Source organism: Pseudoalteromonas sp. A601, assembly GCF_002165575.1.
Taxonomy (GTDB): domain Bacteria; phylum Pseudomonadota; class Gammaproteobacteria; order Enterobacterales; family Alteromonadaceae; genus Pseudoalteromonas.
The window spans coordinates 24,700-41,312 of record NZ_MXQF01000025.1 but is presented as its reverse complement, the minus strand read 5'-3'; the positions used below and the strand labels follow the sequence as shown (position 1 = coordinate 41,312).

15 protein-coding genes and 1 pseudogene are annotated in these 16,613 nt (G+C 39.7%); 12 read left to right on the top strand and 4 right to left on the bottom strand.

The annotated features are described in order from the left end of the window. The first annotated feature begins 142 nt into the window (after window positions 1-142). The 5 genes and pseudogenes from B5G52_RS17000 (at window position 143) to B5G52_RS16980 (ending at window position 3,324) form a co-directional block, all read left to right on the top strand. Window positions 143-946 (top strand): glucosaminidase domain-containing protein, encoded by an 804-nt coding sequence (locus B5G52_RS17000; protein WP_087533839.1) that lies wholly within the window; start codon window positions 143-145, stop codon window positions 944-946. After that, window positions 939-1,601 carry a DUF2987 domain-containing protein gene (locus tag B5G52_RS16995; protein ID WP_087533838.1) on the top strand — a complete coding sequence of 221 codons (663 nt, stop codon included), beginning with the start codon at window positions 939-941 and terminating at the stop codon, window positions 1,599-1,601. The genes B5G52_RS17000 and B5G52_RS16995 overlap by 8 nt, the downstream gene beginning before the upstream one ends. A gap of 123 nt (window positions 1,602-1,724) precedes the next feature. Next, window positions 1,725-2,201, top strand: a complete 477-nt coding sequence (locus B5G52_RS16990; protein ID WP_087533837.1) for a GreA/GreB family elongation factor — start codon at window positions 1,725-1,727, stop codon at window positions 2,199-2,201. 159 nt (window positions 2,202-2,360) lie between these two features. After that, window positions 2,361-2,807: pseudogene (locus B5G52_RS16985) on the top strand (peptidase C39 family protein); the annotation flags it as partial. A gap of 4 nt (window positions 2,808-2,811) precedes the next feature. Continuing rightward, on the top strand, window positions 2,812-3,324 hold the full coding sequence (locus B5G52_RS16980; RefSeq protein ID WP_087533835.1) for an MgtC/SapB family protein: 513 nt from the start codon (window positions 2,812-2,814) through the stop codon (window positions 3,322-3,324). 20 nt (window positions 3,325-3,344) lie between these two features. Here B5G52_RS16980 and B5G52_RS16975 read toward each other — a convergent pair whose 3' ends face one another. Beyond that, a complete protein-coding gene (locus tag B5G52_RS16975) occupies window positions 3,345-4,355 on the bottom strand; it encodes a GlxA family transcriptional regulator (protein ID WP_087533834.1) in 1,011 nt (336 codons plus the stop codon). A gap of 126 nt (window positions 4,356-4,481) precedes the next feature. Between B5G52_RS16975 and B5G52_RS16970 the strand changes: the two genes are divergently transcribed. The 7 genes from B5G52_RS16970 (at window position 4,482) to B5G52_RS16940 (ending at window position 13,689) form a co-directional block, all read left to right on the top strand. Further along, entirely contained in the window at window positions 4,482-6,380 is a 1,899-nt protein-coding gene (locus B5G52_RS16970) for a beta-ketoacyl synthase (protein ID WP_087533833.1), read from the top strand. Between the two features lie 168 nt (window positions 6,381-6,548). Then, window positions 6,549-8,351, top strand: a complete 1,803-nt coding sequence (locus B5G52_RS16965; protein WP_087533832.1) for a M14 family metallopeptidase — start codon at window positions 6,549-6,551, stop codon at window positions 8,349-8,351. A 3-nt stretch (window positions 8,352-8,354) separates the two neighbouring features. Further along, complete coding sequence (locus B5G52_RS16960; RefSeq protein ID WP_087533831.1) at window positions 8,355-8,996, top strand: MBL fold metallo-hydrolase; 642 nt, start codon at window positions 8,355-8,357, stop codon at window positions 8,994-8,996. An 89-nt stretch (window positions 8,997-9,085) separates the two neighbouring features. Continuing rightward, window positions 9,086-9,544, top strand: coding sequence for an Lrp/AsnC family transcriptional regulator (locus B5G52_RS16955; protein WP_058558840.1), 459 nt, complete (start codon window positions 9,086-9,088; stop codon window positions 9,542-9,544). A gap of 153 nt (window positions 9,545-9,697) precedes the next feature. After that, the gene (locus B5G52_RS16950; protein WP_087533830.1) at window positions 9,698-11,254 is read left to right on the top strand and encodes a SulP family inorganic anion transporter; all 1,557 of its coding nucleotides are present in this window, start codon (window positions 9,698-9,700) and stop codon (window positions 11,252-11,254) included. 85 nt (window positions 11,255-11,339) lie between these two features. Continuing rightward, the gene (locus tag B5G52_RS16945) at window positions 11,340-11,957 is read left to right on the top strand and encodes an NUDIX hydrolase (protein WP_087533829.1); all 618 of its coding nucleotides are present in this window, start codon (window positions 11,340-11,342) and stop codon (window positions 11,955-11,957) included. Window positions 11,958-12,090: 133 nt separating this feature from the next. After that, window positions 12,091-13,689, top strand: coding sequence for an ABC-F family ATPase (locus tag B5G52_RS16940; protein ID WP_087533828.1), 1,599 nt, complete (start codon window positions 12,091-12,093; stop codon window positions 13,687-13,689). 40 nt (window positions 13,690-13,729) lie between these two features. Here B5G52_RS16940 and B5G52_RS16935 read toward each other — a convergent pair whose 3' ends face one another. The 3 genes from B5G52_RS16935 to B5G52_RS16925 form a co-directional block, all read right to left on the bottom strand. Beyond that, window positions 13,730-14,158, bottom strand: coding sequence for an MgtC/SapB family protein (locus B5G52_RS16935; RefSeq protein ID WP_087533865.1), 429 nt, complete (start codon window positions 14,156-14,158; stop codon window positions 13,730-13,732). A gap of 369 nt (window positions 14,159-14,527) precedes the next feature. After that, the gene (gene fghA, locus B5G52_RS16930; RefSeq protein ID WP_087533827.1) at window positions 14,528-15,370 is read right to left on the bottom strand and encodes an S-formylglutathione hydrolase; all 843 of its coding nucleotides are present in this window, start codon (window positions 15,368-15,370) and stop codon (window positions 14,528-14,530) included. Between the two features lie 56 nt (window positions 15,371-15,426). Beyond that, the gene (locus B5G52_RS16925; RefSeq protein WP_087533826.1) at window positions 15,427-16,548 is read right to left on the bottom strand and encodes an S-(hydroxymethyl)glutathione dehydrogenase/class III alcohol dehydrogenase; all 1,122 of its coding nucleotides are present in this window, start codon (window positions 16,546-16,548) and stop codon (window positions 15,427-15,429) included. Window positions 16,549-16,613 lie beyond the last annotated feature (65 nt).

Here is a 16,613-nt window from a genome sequence, read left to right as displayed (position 1 = left end):
AGTAGATTATAAATCATTCAGTTGATGAAAGTTTCTATATTAAGGGGCTGATGTTTCTAAATTTGCGGTTATTAAGTATAATACGCGGCTACATGCATGTGAATATGGCCATGCATCGATATCAGTTTTTTAGAGAGAATACATGCTAAAGTACTTAGTTAAATTACTCGGTAGTCTATTTTTTATTTGGGCGTTGGTTTATCCATTTATTAAAACAACGACTCAGCCCGAAGAGCAAGAAAGCACTGAACAATTAATCGTCAAGGAAAAAGAAAAGCCACTGCACAGTGTAAAGCTACCTGACTTTAATAGCTTTACTGATGTAAAAGAAAAAAAACGCGCGTTTTTTGATTTTATTCGCCCGCACGTCGAGGCTGAGAATAAACAAATTCGTCAACAGCGTGCTACGTTAGAAATCGCATTAATGATGCTTCAATATGACGAGCCCTTGAATGCGAAACAAACGAAGCAAGTAAAAAATATTCTAAATAGTTATAAGTTACCTAATATAATAAATAATTTATCGCTAAACCAAGCACTACGGCGTGTGGATATTATTCCGAAAGAGCTTGCCTTAATGCAAGCGGCAAACGAGTCGGCTTGGGGAACATCACGTTTTGCCCGTATAGGCTTGAACTTTTTTGGTCAATGGTGTTATAACCAGGGCTGTGGCATGATCCCCAATCGTCGTAATTCTGGTGCAGCGCATGAAGTGGCCGCATTTAATTCTGTTCGTGACGCAGTTGCTTCTTATTTTAAAAATATTAACACCCATGCAGCGTACAAAGAGCTACGTTCAATTCGTGCTGATTTACGCCGTCAACAAAAGCCAGTTACCGCCACTAAACTCAGCTATGGTTTAATGTCGTATTCAGAGCGCGGTGAAGCCTATATAGAAGAGCTAAACCAAATGATTAATCATAATAAGGCCTATTTTGATGAATAAGTGTAACGTTACTTTACTTGTGGGTTTGTTGTGCAGCGTTTTTGTTAGTGCAACGCTTCAGGCAAAAGAATTTGTTGTATCGTATGATGGTTTTTATGATCGTTTAAAAGTGGTTAATAAAGGTGATTTTCAGTTTGCTCAAGTAAATTTTTATATTACAGATATAGCTTCAAACGATGCGTGCTTAATTAAAACAGGTCGCATCATAACAGAACGCCAAGAGTATCCGCTTAACTATACAGAACAAGCACAGTTGCTATTGCCTTATGACAAGCAGCTTGATACCGACAAAGCTGTGATTGTTATTGAACCACAAAATGATAACCATGACTGTCAGCTAAAATTACAAATTGAAGCGCGTGAATTTACTAATAGCGATTTAAATAAGCAGCAACTTTATAAATTGAATGATGAATTTGATGAATTACTCTCTGATTTATCAGGGTTTTTTGTTAGTAAACTGATGAGTTTTTTACTCCCTGAGCAAAAAGGCGTGGTACTCACATTTGCAGATCCGGTTAGTATTGATGATGCAGCTTTTAATTGTGTAAAAAATACTTGCCACGTGAGCGTTACTGATGACTGGCAAGACGATAAAACAACGTTTGATGTCTCAGCCTCCCTTACAAAAGTCACCCCGTGGATTACTAAATAGCTAACCCGTGGCTTAATCGCTAAAAGCACAATTATGCGTGCTTTTAGCTGCTTTTTTATCTTAAGTTGATAAACTTTAACAGCATTTTATACTCTTCATTACTGGTATTTAAAATAACATCCTATGATTAAAACTCACGTTATTGAACATTTACGGTTTGCGCTTGAAGCACAATTGGCGACAGCGCAAGCAGCAGCGAAAACGGCTCACGATGCCGCGACTCACGAAGAAAATATAGCTGAAAATAAATACGATACATTAGGTCTTGAAGCTGCATATTTAGCACAAGGGCAAGCCGAACGTGTTAATGACTGCCATTTGAGTATCATTGAATTTGAAAAAGTATTTAAAGAGCCATCAGCTAATAAAGTTTCAATAGGGTCTTTAGTATGTGTGAGTGATGAAGATGAAAACACTAAGTGGTATTTTATTGGGCCACTATCAGGTGGCCTTAGCGTGACTATTAAAGAACAACTTATTTATGTGTTAACACCGCAGTCGCCTTTAGGCTCCTTGTTAATGAATAAACAAAAAGAGGATGAGCTTAGTTTTACCATTGCAGATAAAACACAACTGCTTTTTATTGAACAAATCCTGTAGATAAATTTTACTTATCCTGACGCTAAAAATTATTCGTTAGCCAAATAATCAAAAAGCATTTATAAATCACCTGTAGCTTATGCTAAAGCACCCATCCTGTTAAGTGAGCGAGTTTGCAACCATCACTTAGCTGTATGGGTGTTTCTATTTATGCATTATTTGGCAGCAAAAAAGGGTGGGTTTAATGCCCAAGTATTGCTCAATACCCGTGAGAGTCTATTTATTGATGGTGTGAGGAGTGAGAAGAAAAAAGCAATTATGCATACTGTACATAATCAGTTTGTTATAGAAGCGATTAATCAACAGCTTGATGTGAAATACCAAGATTTTACGCTTGAAGATATCGGTAAATGGTTAGCAGCAGATATGGCTATTCTTATACTGATCAGCACTTATCGTTTTGATGGTAAGAAATCACCCCATTGGGTGTGTATAACGCATTTAGATGAACACTGTTTATATGTGCATGACCCATTTTATGAAATTGACCAACAGTTAGCGATAGATTGCCAGCATGTGCCTATTGCTCGAGCTGATTTTTCAAAGATGGCTACGTTTGGTTCAAACCGGCTGAAAACGCCTATTGCTTTTAGTTTTAAAGGATAATGACGTGACTTTGAATGAAGTGTTAGATGTAAGCCCATATTCGTGGAGTGCAATAGGCACAGCGGCTTTTTGTGGTGCGTTAATAGGAGCCGAGCGGCAGTTGCGAGGAAAACCTGTGGGCATACGTACTTCAGTATTAATTATACTGGGTACTTATTTGTTTTTAGCATCTGCATTTATGCTCCATGGTGATGTGATTGACCATTCTCGCGTAGTGGGGCAAATAATAACTGGTATTGGCTTTTTAGGTGCGGGGGTAATGTTAGCAAAGGATGGTGCTGTTGTTGGAGTGACTTCAGCTGCAACCATTTGGGTACTGGCATCAATAGGGGTGATGATCGCGACACAGCATCTCGGTGCTGCTATTAAGTTGTCAGTTTTAGTGGTCGGTATTTTATATGGTGTAGACGTGCTCGAAGCTAAGTTTAAAAGCTTAAGTAAAGGAGTACATCGCCAAGTAAAGATTTATTCAAAACGCTATTATCGTCAGACTAAATCAGCAGAACCAAAAGATTAATTGTGCTTATGTAACTTTGATTAACCAAATAGTTTACGTCTAACAATAGTGCGATAAGCTGTGGGGGTTTGCGATAAATATTTTTTAAATACACGTGTTAAGTGCCCTTGGTCGTTATAGCCAACCTCTAATGCCACCTCTTGGATTGAAAGATTAGATGAAGCTAAAAGTTCTTTGGCTGATTGCACCCGAAGTTGTTGCCAATATTCAACAGGGCTTTGATTTGTAGCATGGCGAAATCGACGCGTGAAGGTACGATAACTTAGACCAAATAATTCAGCGACTTCAGTTAAAGTATGCTCCCCAGCTAAGTTGTTTTTGAGCCAAAACTGTATTTGTGCAATCAGTTCATCAGGGTGTTTATCAACTGCACCTTCAAGGTAGCGTTGATCTTCATAAGGCTTCCTAATTTCATGAGAAAAATTACGCTCAACATGTTGCGCAGCTTGTTGTCCATAATATTGACTAATAATGTGTACAATTACATCGGCAAGGGCATTCAAACTTGCAACACTATATAAACGTTCAGACTGAGTAATGAAAAAGTCAGGCTTCAGTAGTACCTTAGGGTAATCACGTTTAAATTGTTCAGCGTAATGCCAGTGAGTTGTCGCGGGGTGGCCGTCTAATAGTTTTGCTTGTGCCAATAAGCAATTCCCTGTGCCCACCCCGATAATTTGACTGTTATTTTTCCAGCTTTGCTCAAGCCAATTGACCAGTGCGTTGTTAGCACGGACCACAGGGCGAGGGTTTCGCCATATACCTGGCACAATAATAAGGTCACTTTTTGGGGCATCGCTTGGCGTGCAATCAGGAATGATAGCCAGACCGGTTCTATTTTTTATAGGCTGCTGTTCCTGTGCAACGAGGTAAATTTCTAAAGGGCGAAACTGGTTTTTATCTAAGTGACTTTTAGCAAATGCTTCACCTGCTCTGAGCATTTCAATTGGTAGAGTTAAACTGGTTATCAATAAATGCTGATAGACTAATAAACTAATTTTTAATGGTGTATAGGCTTCTTGTTTGTCCACTTAATTGCTCCGACCAGTTTAACTTGGCATTTAAGGCCTGATATTTGGCTATTAAAGCACAATTTTGTTTGTTGAATCCATCTAAACTGCAGTTATATTCATTAACACGTTTTCCTAAGGTAAATTATGACAGCATTACCCGTTATTGTCGGTATGGGCGGAATCAACGCCGCAGGCCGAACTTCATTTCATCAAGGTTATCGTCGTATCGTGTTAGACAGTTTAGATGCTAAAGCGCGACAAGAAACATTTTTAGGCTTAGCAACATTAATGAACCTTGTAAAATTAGAGCAAGGCCAATTAGTTGATCAAAATGGCGCAGCCGTCGAGCAAGCTAGTATAGAAGCACTATATGGTGAGCAGATTATTACAGGCACCTTGATCCGTAAAATTGAAAAAAATCATTTTGATGTTGATGCCACGCCTTGGCAGCAAAAAATGACCTTAAGTGTGTCAAATGATGAAAAGATTGTTTTTGAAACTCGCGCGCGCGATTTACCCCAACCAATACCTGCGAGTTGGCAAGTAGAGGAGCTAGAAGGTAAAAAAGTAAAAGTGACCATTGCGGCTGACATTGACATAAAACATGCCAGTACACGTGATAATCCAATTAAAGCTGCAGGCCAGCTTCCAACAGGGTTTGATCCATCAGTAATGTACAATAGCCGATATCAACCTCGTGGTTTGCAAGCCACTATTTTTGCGGCAACAGATGCGATCCGCTCGACTGGCCTTGATTGGCAACAGATCATGAATAGTGTGCAACCAGATCAAATTGGTACCTATTCAGCTTCTGTTGCAGGACAGGTGAACGATGAAGGATTTGGAGGTTTAATTCGTTCTCGTCAACAGGGTGAACGTGTAAGTACTAAGCAATTGGCATTGGGTTTAAATACCATGTCAACCGATTTTATCAATGCATATGTTACTGGTAATGTAGGCACAACGTTTACTACATCGGGTGCTTGTGCAACATTCTTATATAACCTACGTGCTGCGGTTAATGATATTCAAGCAGGGCGAACGCGAGTAGCGGTTGTTGCATCGTCTGAATGTGCAATTACCCCTGAGATCATCGAAGGCTTTGGTAATATGGGCGCATTAGCCAATGAAGAAGGGTTAAAACGATTAGATAACACCGATGTGGTTGACCATCGTCGAACTAGTCGTCCTTTTGGTGAAAACTGTGGTTTTACTATTGGTGAGGGTGCGCAAGTAGCGATATTAATGGATGATGCGCTTGCTCTTGAGTTAGGCGCTGACATCATGGGCGCAGTGCCAGATGTTTACGTAAATGCAGATGGTGTTAAAAAATCAATTACCGCACCAGGCCCTGGAAATTATATAACTATGGCTAAATCAGTTGCATTAGCGACGAGCATTTTAGGTCAAGAAGCAGTTCAAGAACGAAGCTTTATTCTAGCGCATGGATCCAGCACGCCGCAAAATCGCGTTACAGAATCACTTATATACCATCGCTTAGCACAAACCTTTGCCATTGATAACTGGAAAGTAGCGGCCCCTAAAGCATATGTAGGTCATACAATTGCGCCTGCAAGTGGCGATCAATTAGCAATGGCACTTGGCGTATTTACACATCATATTATGCCGGGTATTACAACCATAGATAAAGTAGCCGATGACGTGCACAGTGAACGTTTAGATATTCGCACAGAGCACTATAACTGCGGGCAAATGGATATTGCATTTATTAACTCTAAAGGTTTTGGTGGTAACAATGCTACTGCAACCGTATTATCACCATCAGTGACAATGCATATGTTACAAAAACGCCATGGTGAAGTTGCGATTAATAATTATCAGCAATTGCATCAAGTGGTTAAAGTTGCTAAAGCTGACTACCAGCAACAAGCCGATTTAGGTAATTATGAGCTTATTTACCGTTTTGGTGATGGCATGATTGATGAAAATGACATCGTCATCTCAGAGCAAGATATGCAAATCCCTGGTTTTGAAAAATCCATTACTTTAAGTCAAACGAATCCTTATCAAGATATGTTTTAAGCACATTCTTGAGTGGCAAGGCGCTTTTTACAGCGCCTTTTTTCATGCCTTGATCTTGCGCTATGTCATTGGCTGCATTTTTTTGTTGAATCACCGCAGTTTACGCGACCCTTCATTTATCCTTGTTATAATTTCATGTAATTACAAAGGCTAATGTTAGAGAGTCCTATGATCGCCAGTTTATTATTGTTAAGTGCCACCGTTACCTTGGATAATCACTTGCCACCACTTTTACCTTGGCAAGGCCAAAGCTTAGAGTTAATGCAAGATAAAGGTCCTTTAACAACCGACTTCGAACTGAGTAACGGGTTGAACTCTCCAGATTATAACCAAACAATGGCCTTTGTTGAGCGATTAGTTGCGGCTAACCCTACACAATTTCAAGTTCAGACTATTGCCACAAGTAATGCAGGGCGAGCAATTAAAATGCTCATTGCCAGCGAAGATGGTGATTTTTCAGCGAGCCAAATAAGTCATAGTGCAAAGCCGACCATTTTTATTCAAGCAGGTATTCATGCTGGAGAAATCGACGGCAAAGACGCAACTTTCATGCTACTTAGAGATATCGCAACGGGAAAACGCCGTGATATTCTAAGTAAGGTTAATATTTTATTCATTCCTATATTAAATGTTGATGGGCATGAGCGACGCAACCAGTTTAATCGTATAAACCAGCGTGGTCCGGTTGAAATGGGGTTTAGAACAAACGCCAATAACTTAAACTTAAATCGTGATTATACTAAATTAGACACCCCAGGTGTTCGCGGTGTATTGAAGGTGATAAATCAATATAAGCCGGATTTATATATTGATGTTCATGTTACAGATGGTGCAGATTATCAATATGACGTGACATATGGTTATAACCCTGTTTTTGCGAGCGAATCTCCTAGTGTGTCGCAAGCACTTGATCAGTACTTCAAACCAGTGATTGATGCTAAGTTAGAACAACAAGGGCATATTCCAGGACCTTTAGTGTTTGTAATGGATAAACGTGAATTTAAAAAAGGCCTCGCTGGCTGGGTAGCAACGCCACGTTATTCAAATGGTTGGGGGGACTTGCGTTCATTACCGAGTATCCTAGTAGAGAATCACTCACTTAAACCATACAAACAGCGGGTTTTAGGAACTTATGTATTTTTAGATGGTGCAATTACGGCATTATCAGAGCATCATCAACACCTTGCTGAAGCCGTCACTAAAGAGCATGCTTTTTTACCTAGCCAACTTATTGTAAAGCGAGGCTATGCCAAAGACCCTGACACCCTTGCGTTTAAAGGCATAAAATATAGCCGTAGTGAGAGTGCTTTAAGTGGTCAAATGGAGGTGAAATATTTAGGGGAAAAGCAGGAGTATTCGGCATTGCCTATCTATTGGCAAAAAGATATACAGCAAACAGTAACTGTTCCAAAAGCATTTTACATTCCACCCGCTTATCCTAAAATAGTTAAAAAGCTTAAGCTTCACGGTATTGAAGTACAGCAGGTTACTGAAACAACGGCAATATCTAGTTTGAAAGTGGCTGCGGTGACTAAGCATGAATTCGACAAAACCCCATTTGAAGGACGCTTTAGAGTAACGGCTGAATTTGACTACCAACCACTCAATGAAAAGGTTGTGACTGGTTGGTCTAAAGTAATAACCGCGCAACCGCTTGGCGAATTAGCTACCCACTTATTACACCCAGAAGCGCCCGATTCGTTTTTTGCTTGGGGTGAGTTCAATACTATTTTTCAACGCACTGAATACATGGAAAATTACGCATTAACACCTTATGCCAGACAAATGCTTAAAGATAAGCCAGCACTTGCATTAGAGTTTGATAAAAAAATTCGTGAAGACGCAAAGTTTGCAAAAGATGCGCAAGCGCGTTTAAATTGGCTTTATCAAAAAACGCCATTCTATGATCAAGCGTATCTAAAATACCCAGTACTTATGGCGTTTGACACTAAATTGAACGATAAGAAATAAATAATGGATATAATAACGCTCCCAGTAACCGCTTTTTCACAAAATTGCCGCATTATTATTTGTAAGCGAACTCGCCAAGCTGTGGTCGTTGACCCTGGTGGTGATGCAGAGAAAATTATCGCTGAGCTTGAAAAACGACCTGTAGAAGTTAAAAGTATTTTATTAACACATGGGCACCTTGATCATGTTGGTGCAGCAAAACAGTTAGCTGAACACTTTGACATTAAAATAATCGGCCCTCAAAAAGATGAGTTATTCTGGTTTGATGCTCTGCCGATGCAAGCACAGATGTTTGGATTTAAAACAATAGACACTTTTTATCCTGATGTTTGGTTAGAAGCAGGTGATACTTATACAATTGGCGATTTAAGTTTTATAGTGCGACATTGCCCAGGTCATACCCCTGGGCACATTGTTTTTTACGAAGCTACCCATCAAGTTGTGTTGGTTGGCGATGTAATATTTAAAGGTTCAGTAGGGCGTACAGATTTTCCAAAAGGCGATGCCGCGCAATTGTTGAACTCTATCAAAGAGCAAGTGTTAACACTTCCTGATGATACTCGAATTTTATCAGGGCATGGACCTGATACGAAAGTTGCCGTTGAACGCATATCGAATCCATTTATAAGTGGTAAGTTTGGCTAGTTACGCATAAAAAATGCATAAAAACACAAGACGTAGCCGATAAAGCGATGTATAATTTAATCAATTTAGTAAAATAATAAAGAAATAAAATGTCTCTAAATCAAGTTGACCGCCAAATATTGGCACTGTTACAGCAAGATGCAAGCCTTTCAACCGCTGACATTGCTGATAAAGTAGGATTGTCTCAGTCACCCTGTTGGCGTCGAATTGCCAAGCTAGAACAAGATGGCTATATCAAAGGCAAAGTTGCTTTACTCGATGAGAAAAAGCTTGGCTTTGATATGTTAGTTTATGCCCATGTGCGTTTATCTAACCATGGCCGTACTAATTTGGCTGAATTTGAACGCCTTATTTTGAGTTACGACGAAGTCACTGAGTGTTATAGCATGGCAGGTACTATGGACTTTATGTTACGAATTATCTCTAAGGGCATAGAAGGATATGAGCAATTTGTACGTGATAACTTATTAAATCTTGAGTTTGTGCAAGAAGTTCATTCAAACGTGACCATGACGTGTGTAAAGCGTAGCACTTCACTTCCTCTATAAAATTATTGGTTATTTATTTAATCAAATAGTAAAAATCATTCCAGTTCAAATGCACTATACTCAATAGTGCATTTACAATAACCAATTGTTAACTTTTGCTTAATTTGATAGAATTCAGGGCTTTTTTTGATCCCTACATCCACGAGGAACTCAATGTTTAACTTACTCAGCAAAGCGCCAAGCTCTGCTAAAAATGATATTTTATCAGGTTTAACGGTGGCGCTTGCCCTCGTGCCTGAAGCTGTTGCTTTTGCATTTGTTGCAAACGTAGAACCATTAGTTGGTTTGTATGCTGCATTTATAGTTGGCTTAATTACAGCTATTTTTGGTGGTCGTCCTGGCATGATCTCTGGCGCTACAGGCGCACTCGCTGTAGTAATGGTAAGTTTAGTATTAGACCATGGAGTAGAATACCTATTTGCCACTGTGCTATTAATGGGGATACTGCAAATACTCGCCGGTATTTTCAAATTAGGTAAATTCATTCGAATGGTGCCGCACCCAGTTATGCTTGGCTTTGTGAACGGTCTAGCAATTGTGATATTTTTAGCTCAACTGGGTCAGTTTAAGTCCCCAGCTACCGATGGGACTATGCAATGGATGACAGGGGAGCCAATGATGATCATGCTGGGGCTTGTCGCACTCACCATGGCTATTATTCATTTTTTGCCTAAGTTGACTACAGCGGTACCATCAACCTTAGTCGCGATTGTAACTGTAACGCTTATTGTAATTGGTTTAGACCTTGAAGCGCGTACCGTGCTCGATTTCTTAAAAGATATGACAGGTGACAGCGCAGCAACCATTGCTGGTGGCTTACCAGAGTTTCACGTTCCTATGGTGCCTTTCACTTTTGAAACTTTTAAGATTATCTTCCCTTATGCATCAATTTTAGCGGCAATAGGCTTGATTGAATCACTACTAACGTTAAGTTTAATTGATGAAATAACCGAGACTCGTGGTCAAAGTAATAAAGAATGTATTGGTCAAGGTGCTGCAAACGTAACGTGTGGTTTCTTTGGTGCAATGGGGGGTTGTGCCATGATTGGACAATCTATGATCAATATTAATTCAGGCGGCCGTTCTCGTCTATCGGGGATCACTGCTGCATTAATGTTACTGGGCTTTATCATTTTCGCCGCAGGCTTAATTGAAATGATCCCACTAGCAGCGCTTGTTGGTGTTATGTTTATGGTGGTACTTGGCACGTTTGAGTGGGCTAGCTTTAAAATGATGAAGCGCGTTCCAAAATCTGATGCCTTTGTTATTGTATTAGTATCAGGCGTGACCGTTGTGACTGACTTAGCAATTGCAGTATGTGTGGGTGTTATCGTATCTGCATTAGTCTTTGCATGGCAACATGCTAAGCATATCTATACGACTAACTATATCGATCAAGATGGTGCTAAAGTATACGAATTACATGGTCCATTATTTTTTGGCTCAGTAAAAAGTTTTTCTGAATTATTTGATGTTAGAAACGACCCTAAAGATGTCATCATCGAATTTAAATACAGTCGTGTTGCTGATCACAGTGCGATAGAAGCAATTGATACTCTTGCTGATAAATACACCAAAGCCGGAAAACAACTTCATCTACGTCATTTAAGTCAAGACTGTACCAAGTTACTGCATAAAGCACGTGATCTGGTTGAAGTGAATGTTATTGAGGATCCTAAATATAAAGTAGCTTCTGATAAACTTGCTTAAACGGTCAGTTATTTAAAAAGTGAAGGCAGTGCCTTCGCTTTTTTCGTTTACGGTATAATAAATAAAAATAGTAAGGAGCATAAAAATGCAAAATTGGCTTGCATGGGCTAAGCAAATTCAAGCAATTAGCCAAACAGGGAAGGCGTATACTAAAGACGATTACGACATGGAGCGTTACGAGCAATTACAACAATTAAGCTATAAAATGATAGCCAGTCTTTCTGAGCAACCAGTTGTAAAAGTGGCTAATTTATTTATTGCTGAACAAGGCTACCCAACACCAAAAGTTGATTTACGTGCAGGCGTTATTAAAGATAATAAAATATTATTAGTTAAAGAGCGCACGGACGATTGTTGGTCTTTACCGGGTGGCTGGGCTGATGTTAATGAAGCACCATGTGAAGGTGTTATACGCGAGGTACTCGAAGAATCTGGTTATCAGGTAAGGAACCCACGGTTGATTGCATTAAAAGACCGCGCTTTACACCCTTATCAGCCTGTATCCGTACAGCATATTTATAAGCTATTCTTTTTATGTGATTTCATTGGTGGTGAGGCTAAAATAAGTATTGAAATCTCTGACATAGGCTTTTTTGCTTTAGACAATTTACCTGAACTTTCAACAGGAAGAGTGCTAAAGGAAGATATCCGTATGCTGTTTGATTATTACCAAAACCCGACTAAACCTCAGTATATTGACTAAGCTTGTTTACAAAGCTCGACTGTATGGTGTGTGGGCTGTATAATTCGCGGCCTCTTTATATTGTGTTATTGCCTGTATTAACTCTTCATTTTTGACGATGAGTTTACTTGCTCATTTTGCTTAGGAATTCATCTTGATCTCAACCGCTAATATCACCATGCAGTTTGGTGCCGAACCGTTATTTGAAAATATATCCGCTAAATTTGGTAACGGAAATCGTTATGGTCTAATAGGGGCTAACGGTTGCGGTAAATCTACATTTATGAAAATTTTGAGTGGCGCACTTACCCCGACTTCTGGAAATGTGTCAATTACACCGGGTTTGAAAGTAGGTAACCTAAGTCAAGATCAATTTGCTTTTGAGCAATACTCAGTGGTAGATGCTGTGATCATGGGTGATGTTGAACTGTGGAAAGTAAAGCAAGAGCGTGACCGTATTTATTCTTTACCTGAAATGAGTGAAGAAGAAGGCATGAAAGTGGCTGAACTTGAAAGCATTTTTGCCGAAATGGATGGCTATAGTGCTGAAAGCCGTGCTGGCGATATTTTATTAAAAGCAGGTATAGAAGAAGAGTTTCATTTTGGTTTAATGTCACAAGTAGCTCCAGGTTGGAAGTTACGTGTGTTACTTGCGCAAGCATTGTTTGCTAATCCAGACATTTTATTACTGGATGAGCCGACCAATAACTTGGACATACATACAATCAACTGGTTAGAGCATGAGCTTAACCAGCGTAAATGCACCATGATCATCATTTCCCATGACCGTTACTTCTTAAATGCTGTGTGTACCCACATGGCAGATATAGACTACGGCGAATTACGTATCTATCCAGGGAATTACGAAAAATACATTGAAGCCTCAACGCTCATTCGTGAGCAGCTGCTAGCAGGAAACGCCAAGAAACAATCTGAAATCGATGAGCTACAAGATTTCGTAAATCGCTTTGGGGCAAATGCATCAAAGGCAAAACAGGCAAGCTCTCGCGCTAAGAAAATGGATAAAATTAGCCTTGATGAGGTTAAATCATCAAGTCGTATGGCACCTTCTTTGTACTTTGATGAAGGCAAAAAAATGCATCGCCAAGCATTGATCCTGGAACAGTTTGGTCATGGTTTTGATGGCGAAGTATTGTTTGAAGGTGGCGAGCTTATTTTAGAAGCTGGCTCAAAATTAGCTATTATTGGTGAGAACGGTGTGGGTAAATCAACTTTTATTCGCTGTTTAGTGAATGAACTTGAGCCAAACCACGGCGTTATTAAATGGTCAGAAAATGCATCTATTGGCTATTGCCCGCAAGATAGCAGTAAAGACTTTGACAACGACTTAACACTGTTCGATTGGATGTCACAATGGCGTACAGCTAAACATAACGACTTAATGGTGCGCGGTATGTTGGGTCGTTTGTTATTCACAGCGGATGATGCCAATAAGAAAGCCAAAAATTGCTCAGGTGGTGAAAAAAACCGATTATTGTTTGGTAAACTGATGATGCAGGATGTAAACGTATTGGTTATGGATGAGCCCACCAACCACATGGATATGGAAGCCATTGAAGCACTTAATAATGCATTAAAAGATTTTGAAGGCACATTGATTTTTGTAAGTCATGACCGCGAATTTGTTTCATCACTGGCTACACGTATTATTGATATTCGTGACAAAAAAGTGGTTAATTTCCACGGTACATTTAACGAATTTATGGCCAGCCAAGCAGAGGCGGCGCAGTAATTCATTATAATAAACAAGAACGGCAGTTTGGCTGTTCTTGTTATTTTACTGATGGTTTAATTCGCTTCACATATCTAAGTGTCACAAAGTTAATAATAGCCATCAATAATGCAATTTCGTATCGGCTAAATGCGACTGCAATGCCAATTAAACCCATATTCCAGATGCTTGCTGCGGTGGCCGTGCCATAGGTCGAGTTTTTATTTTTTAAAATAGCGCCGCCACCAATAAAACCAATACCGGTAATTATGCCCTCAAGTACCTTTGATTCAGCTTCTGACGATGTCAGTACCGACATGCCAACCAGTGCATAGCCACAAGAAGCAACCGCAACTAAAGGGAAGGTGCGTAAACCAGCACCATGATTTGATCGCTCACGATCAAATGCCATTGGCAATGAAAGTAAGTAAGCAATGCCTAATTGCACTAAATTCTTAACAATTTCGTTCCACTGTAAGTCTAATTCCATTTTTGCTAGTTCCAAAAATTTACCATTAGATTTATTAAGCAAATAGCAATCCAATAATAAATTCATATAAAACAATTTGTTATTTTGTGTTGGCGAGTTTAATGGGAAAATTTTACAGACTCAGCGAAGTTTTCATACAGTTAATTACAAACTTTAACTAATACTTTATTAATGTCTACACCTATAATTGATAGCTACTAACGAAGTACTTATTCAGGTTAACTAGGCTTTGATCACAGGGAAAATAAAATGCTCAAACTCATTATTTGGTACAGCAAGGTGTTGAACCTGACATTGTGTGTACAAGAGTATCAAAATCAGTGAAAATTTGTGAGGAAGTGAAAACACACAACCTCACAGATACAGAATCTAATCAAGCAGATACTGTTGATGAAATAATAGGTGTTCGTCTATAAAGCTACTGATGAAAAAATAACTGTGGTCATAACCTGCATGCATATTAATTTGTGCAGGGTAGTCTTTTTCATTTACTTGTTGAAATAAGTTTTCGGTCTTAAGCTGTTCAACCAAAAAGTTATCTGCTTCACCTTGATCAACACGCATTGGAACAAAATCACTTGCTTGCGCTTGTTGCATAAGCTGGCATGTGTCATATTGCGCCCACGTTGTTTTATCATTCCCTAAATAATGACTAAACGCTTTTTCTCCCCATGGACAGGCCATCGGGTTAGTAATAGGGCTAAATGCCGATGCACTGGTGTAACTGTTAGGATTACGCAGTGCTATCATCAGCGCGCCATGTCCACCCATTGAATGACCACTAATCGCTTTTTTATCAGACACAGGAAAATGTTGTTCTATTAAAGCTGGTAGTTCGTTAACAACATAATCGTACATATTGTAATGAGTGTTGTAAGGGGCTTGGGTTGCATTAACGTAAAAACCTGCACCTTGGCCAAAGTCATAGCTGTCTTCGTCAGGTACATTTTCACCGCGAGGGCTGGTATCTGGGGCTACAATAGCAATACCAAGCTCTGCTGCCTTTTTAAAGGCACCTGCTTTTTGCATGAAGTTTTCATCAGTACAGGTTAAACCTGACAACCAATAAAGCACCGGAACCTTATTTGTTTGGCTTGCACCGGGTGGTAAAAATACGGCAAAGCGCATTTTACAATGGGTGCTACTGGCGCTATGGCTGTATTGTTTATGCCAGCCACCGCTTACTTTCACTGAGGTTAAATTATCTAACATGTTGTCCTCGCTAAAAAGCCATGAAACAGATTCATGGCTTGCATCATTAAGAGATATTAGTAATGAATGACAGTTCGAATACTTTTACCTTCGTGCATTAGGTCGAATGCTTCGTTAATGCCTTCAAGTTCCATGGTATGAGTGATGAAGTCATTTAAAGCAAACTCACCAGCCATATAACGTTCTACAATTTCAGGTAACTCAGAACGACCTTTAACACCACCAAATGCACTACCACGCCATACACGACCGGTTACTAATTGGAATGGACGAGTCGAAATCTCTTGGCCTGCGCCTGCAACACCAATGATCACAGATTCGCCCCAACCTTTATGGCAACACTCAAGAGCAGAGCGCATCACGTCAACGTTACCGATACATTCAAATGAGAAATCAACACCACCATCGGTCATTTCAACGATGACTTCTTGAATCGGCTTATCGAAATCTTTTGGGTTAATTAAATCAGTCGCGCCAAGTTTGGTCGCTAAATCAAACTTAGAGGTATTAATGTCAACACCAATAATACGACCTGCACCTGCCATTTTCGCGCCGATGATGGCAGACAAACCAATACCACCTAAACCAAAAATAGCCACAGTATCGCCAGCTTGAACTTTAGCTGTTTTAGTTACGGCGCCCATACCCGTAGTAACACCACAACCTAATAAGCATACTTCCTCAAGTGGCGCTTCTTTGTTTACTTTAGCGAGTGAGATCTCAGGCAATACGGTGTACTCTGAGAATGTAGATGTGCCCATATAATGATAAATTGGTTGGCCATCTTTATAAAAACGTGTTGTACCATCAGGCATTAAACCTTTGCCTTGGGTTTCACGTACTGCTGAGCACAGGTTTGTTTTACCAGAAGTACACATTTTACAAACACCACATTCAGCGGTGTAAAGTGGAATTACATGATCCCCAACAGCAACGCTTGTTACGCCTTCACCTACGGCATACACAACACCAGCACCTTCATGACCTAAAATAGCAGGGAAGATCCCTTCAGGGTCTTCACCTGACAGGGTAAAAGCATCGGTATGACATACACCAGTAGCCGTGATTTTAACCATGACTTCGCCTTTTTTAGGCATCATTACATCTACTTCTTCAATAGACAGTGGTTGTTTTGGACCCCAGGCAATAGCAGCTTTTGATTTAATAAATTCTGACATAGTGACTCGCTTATTTAGTTAGTGACGTTATAAACATAAAAACAATAGCGCTATTTTATTTGTTT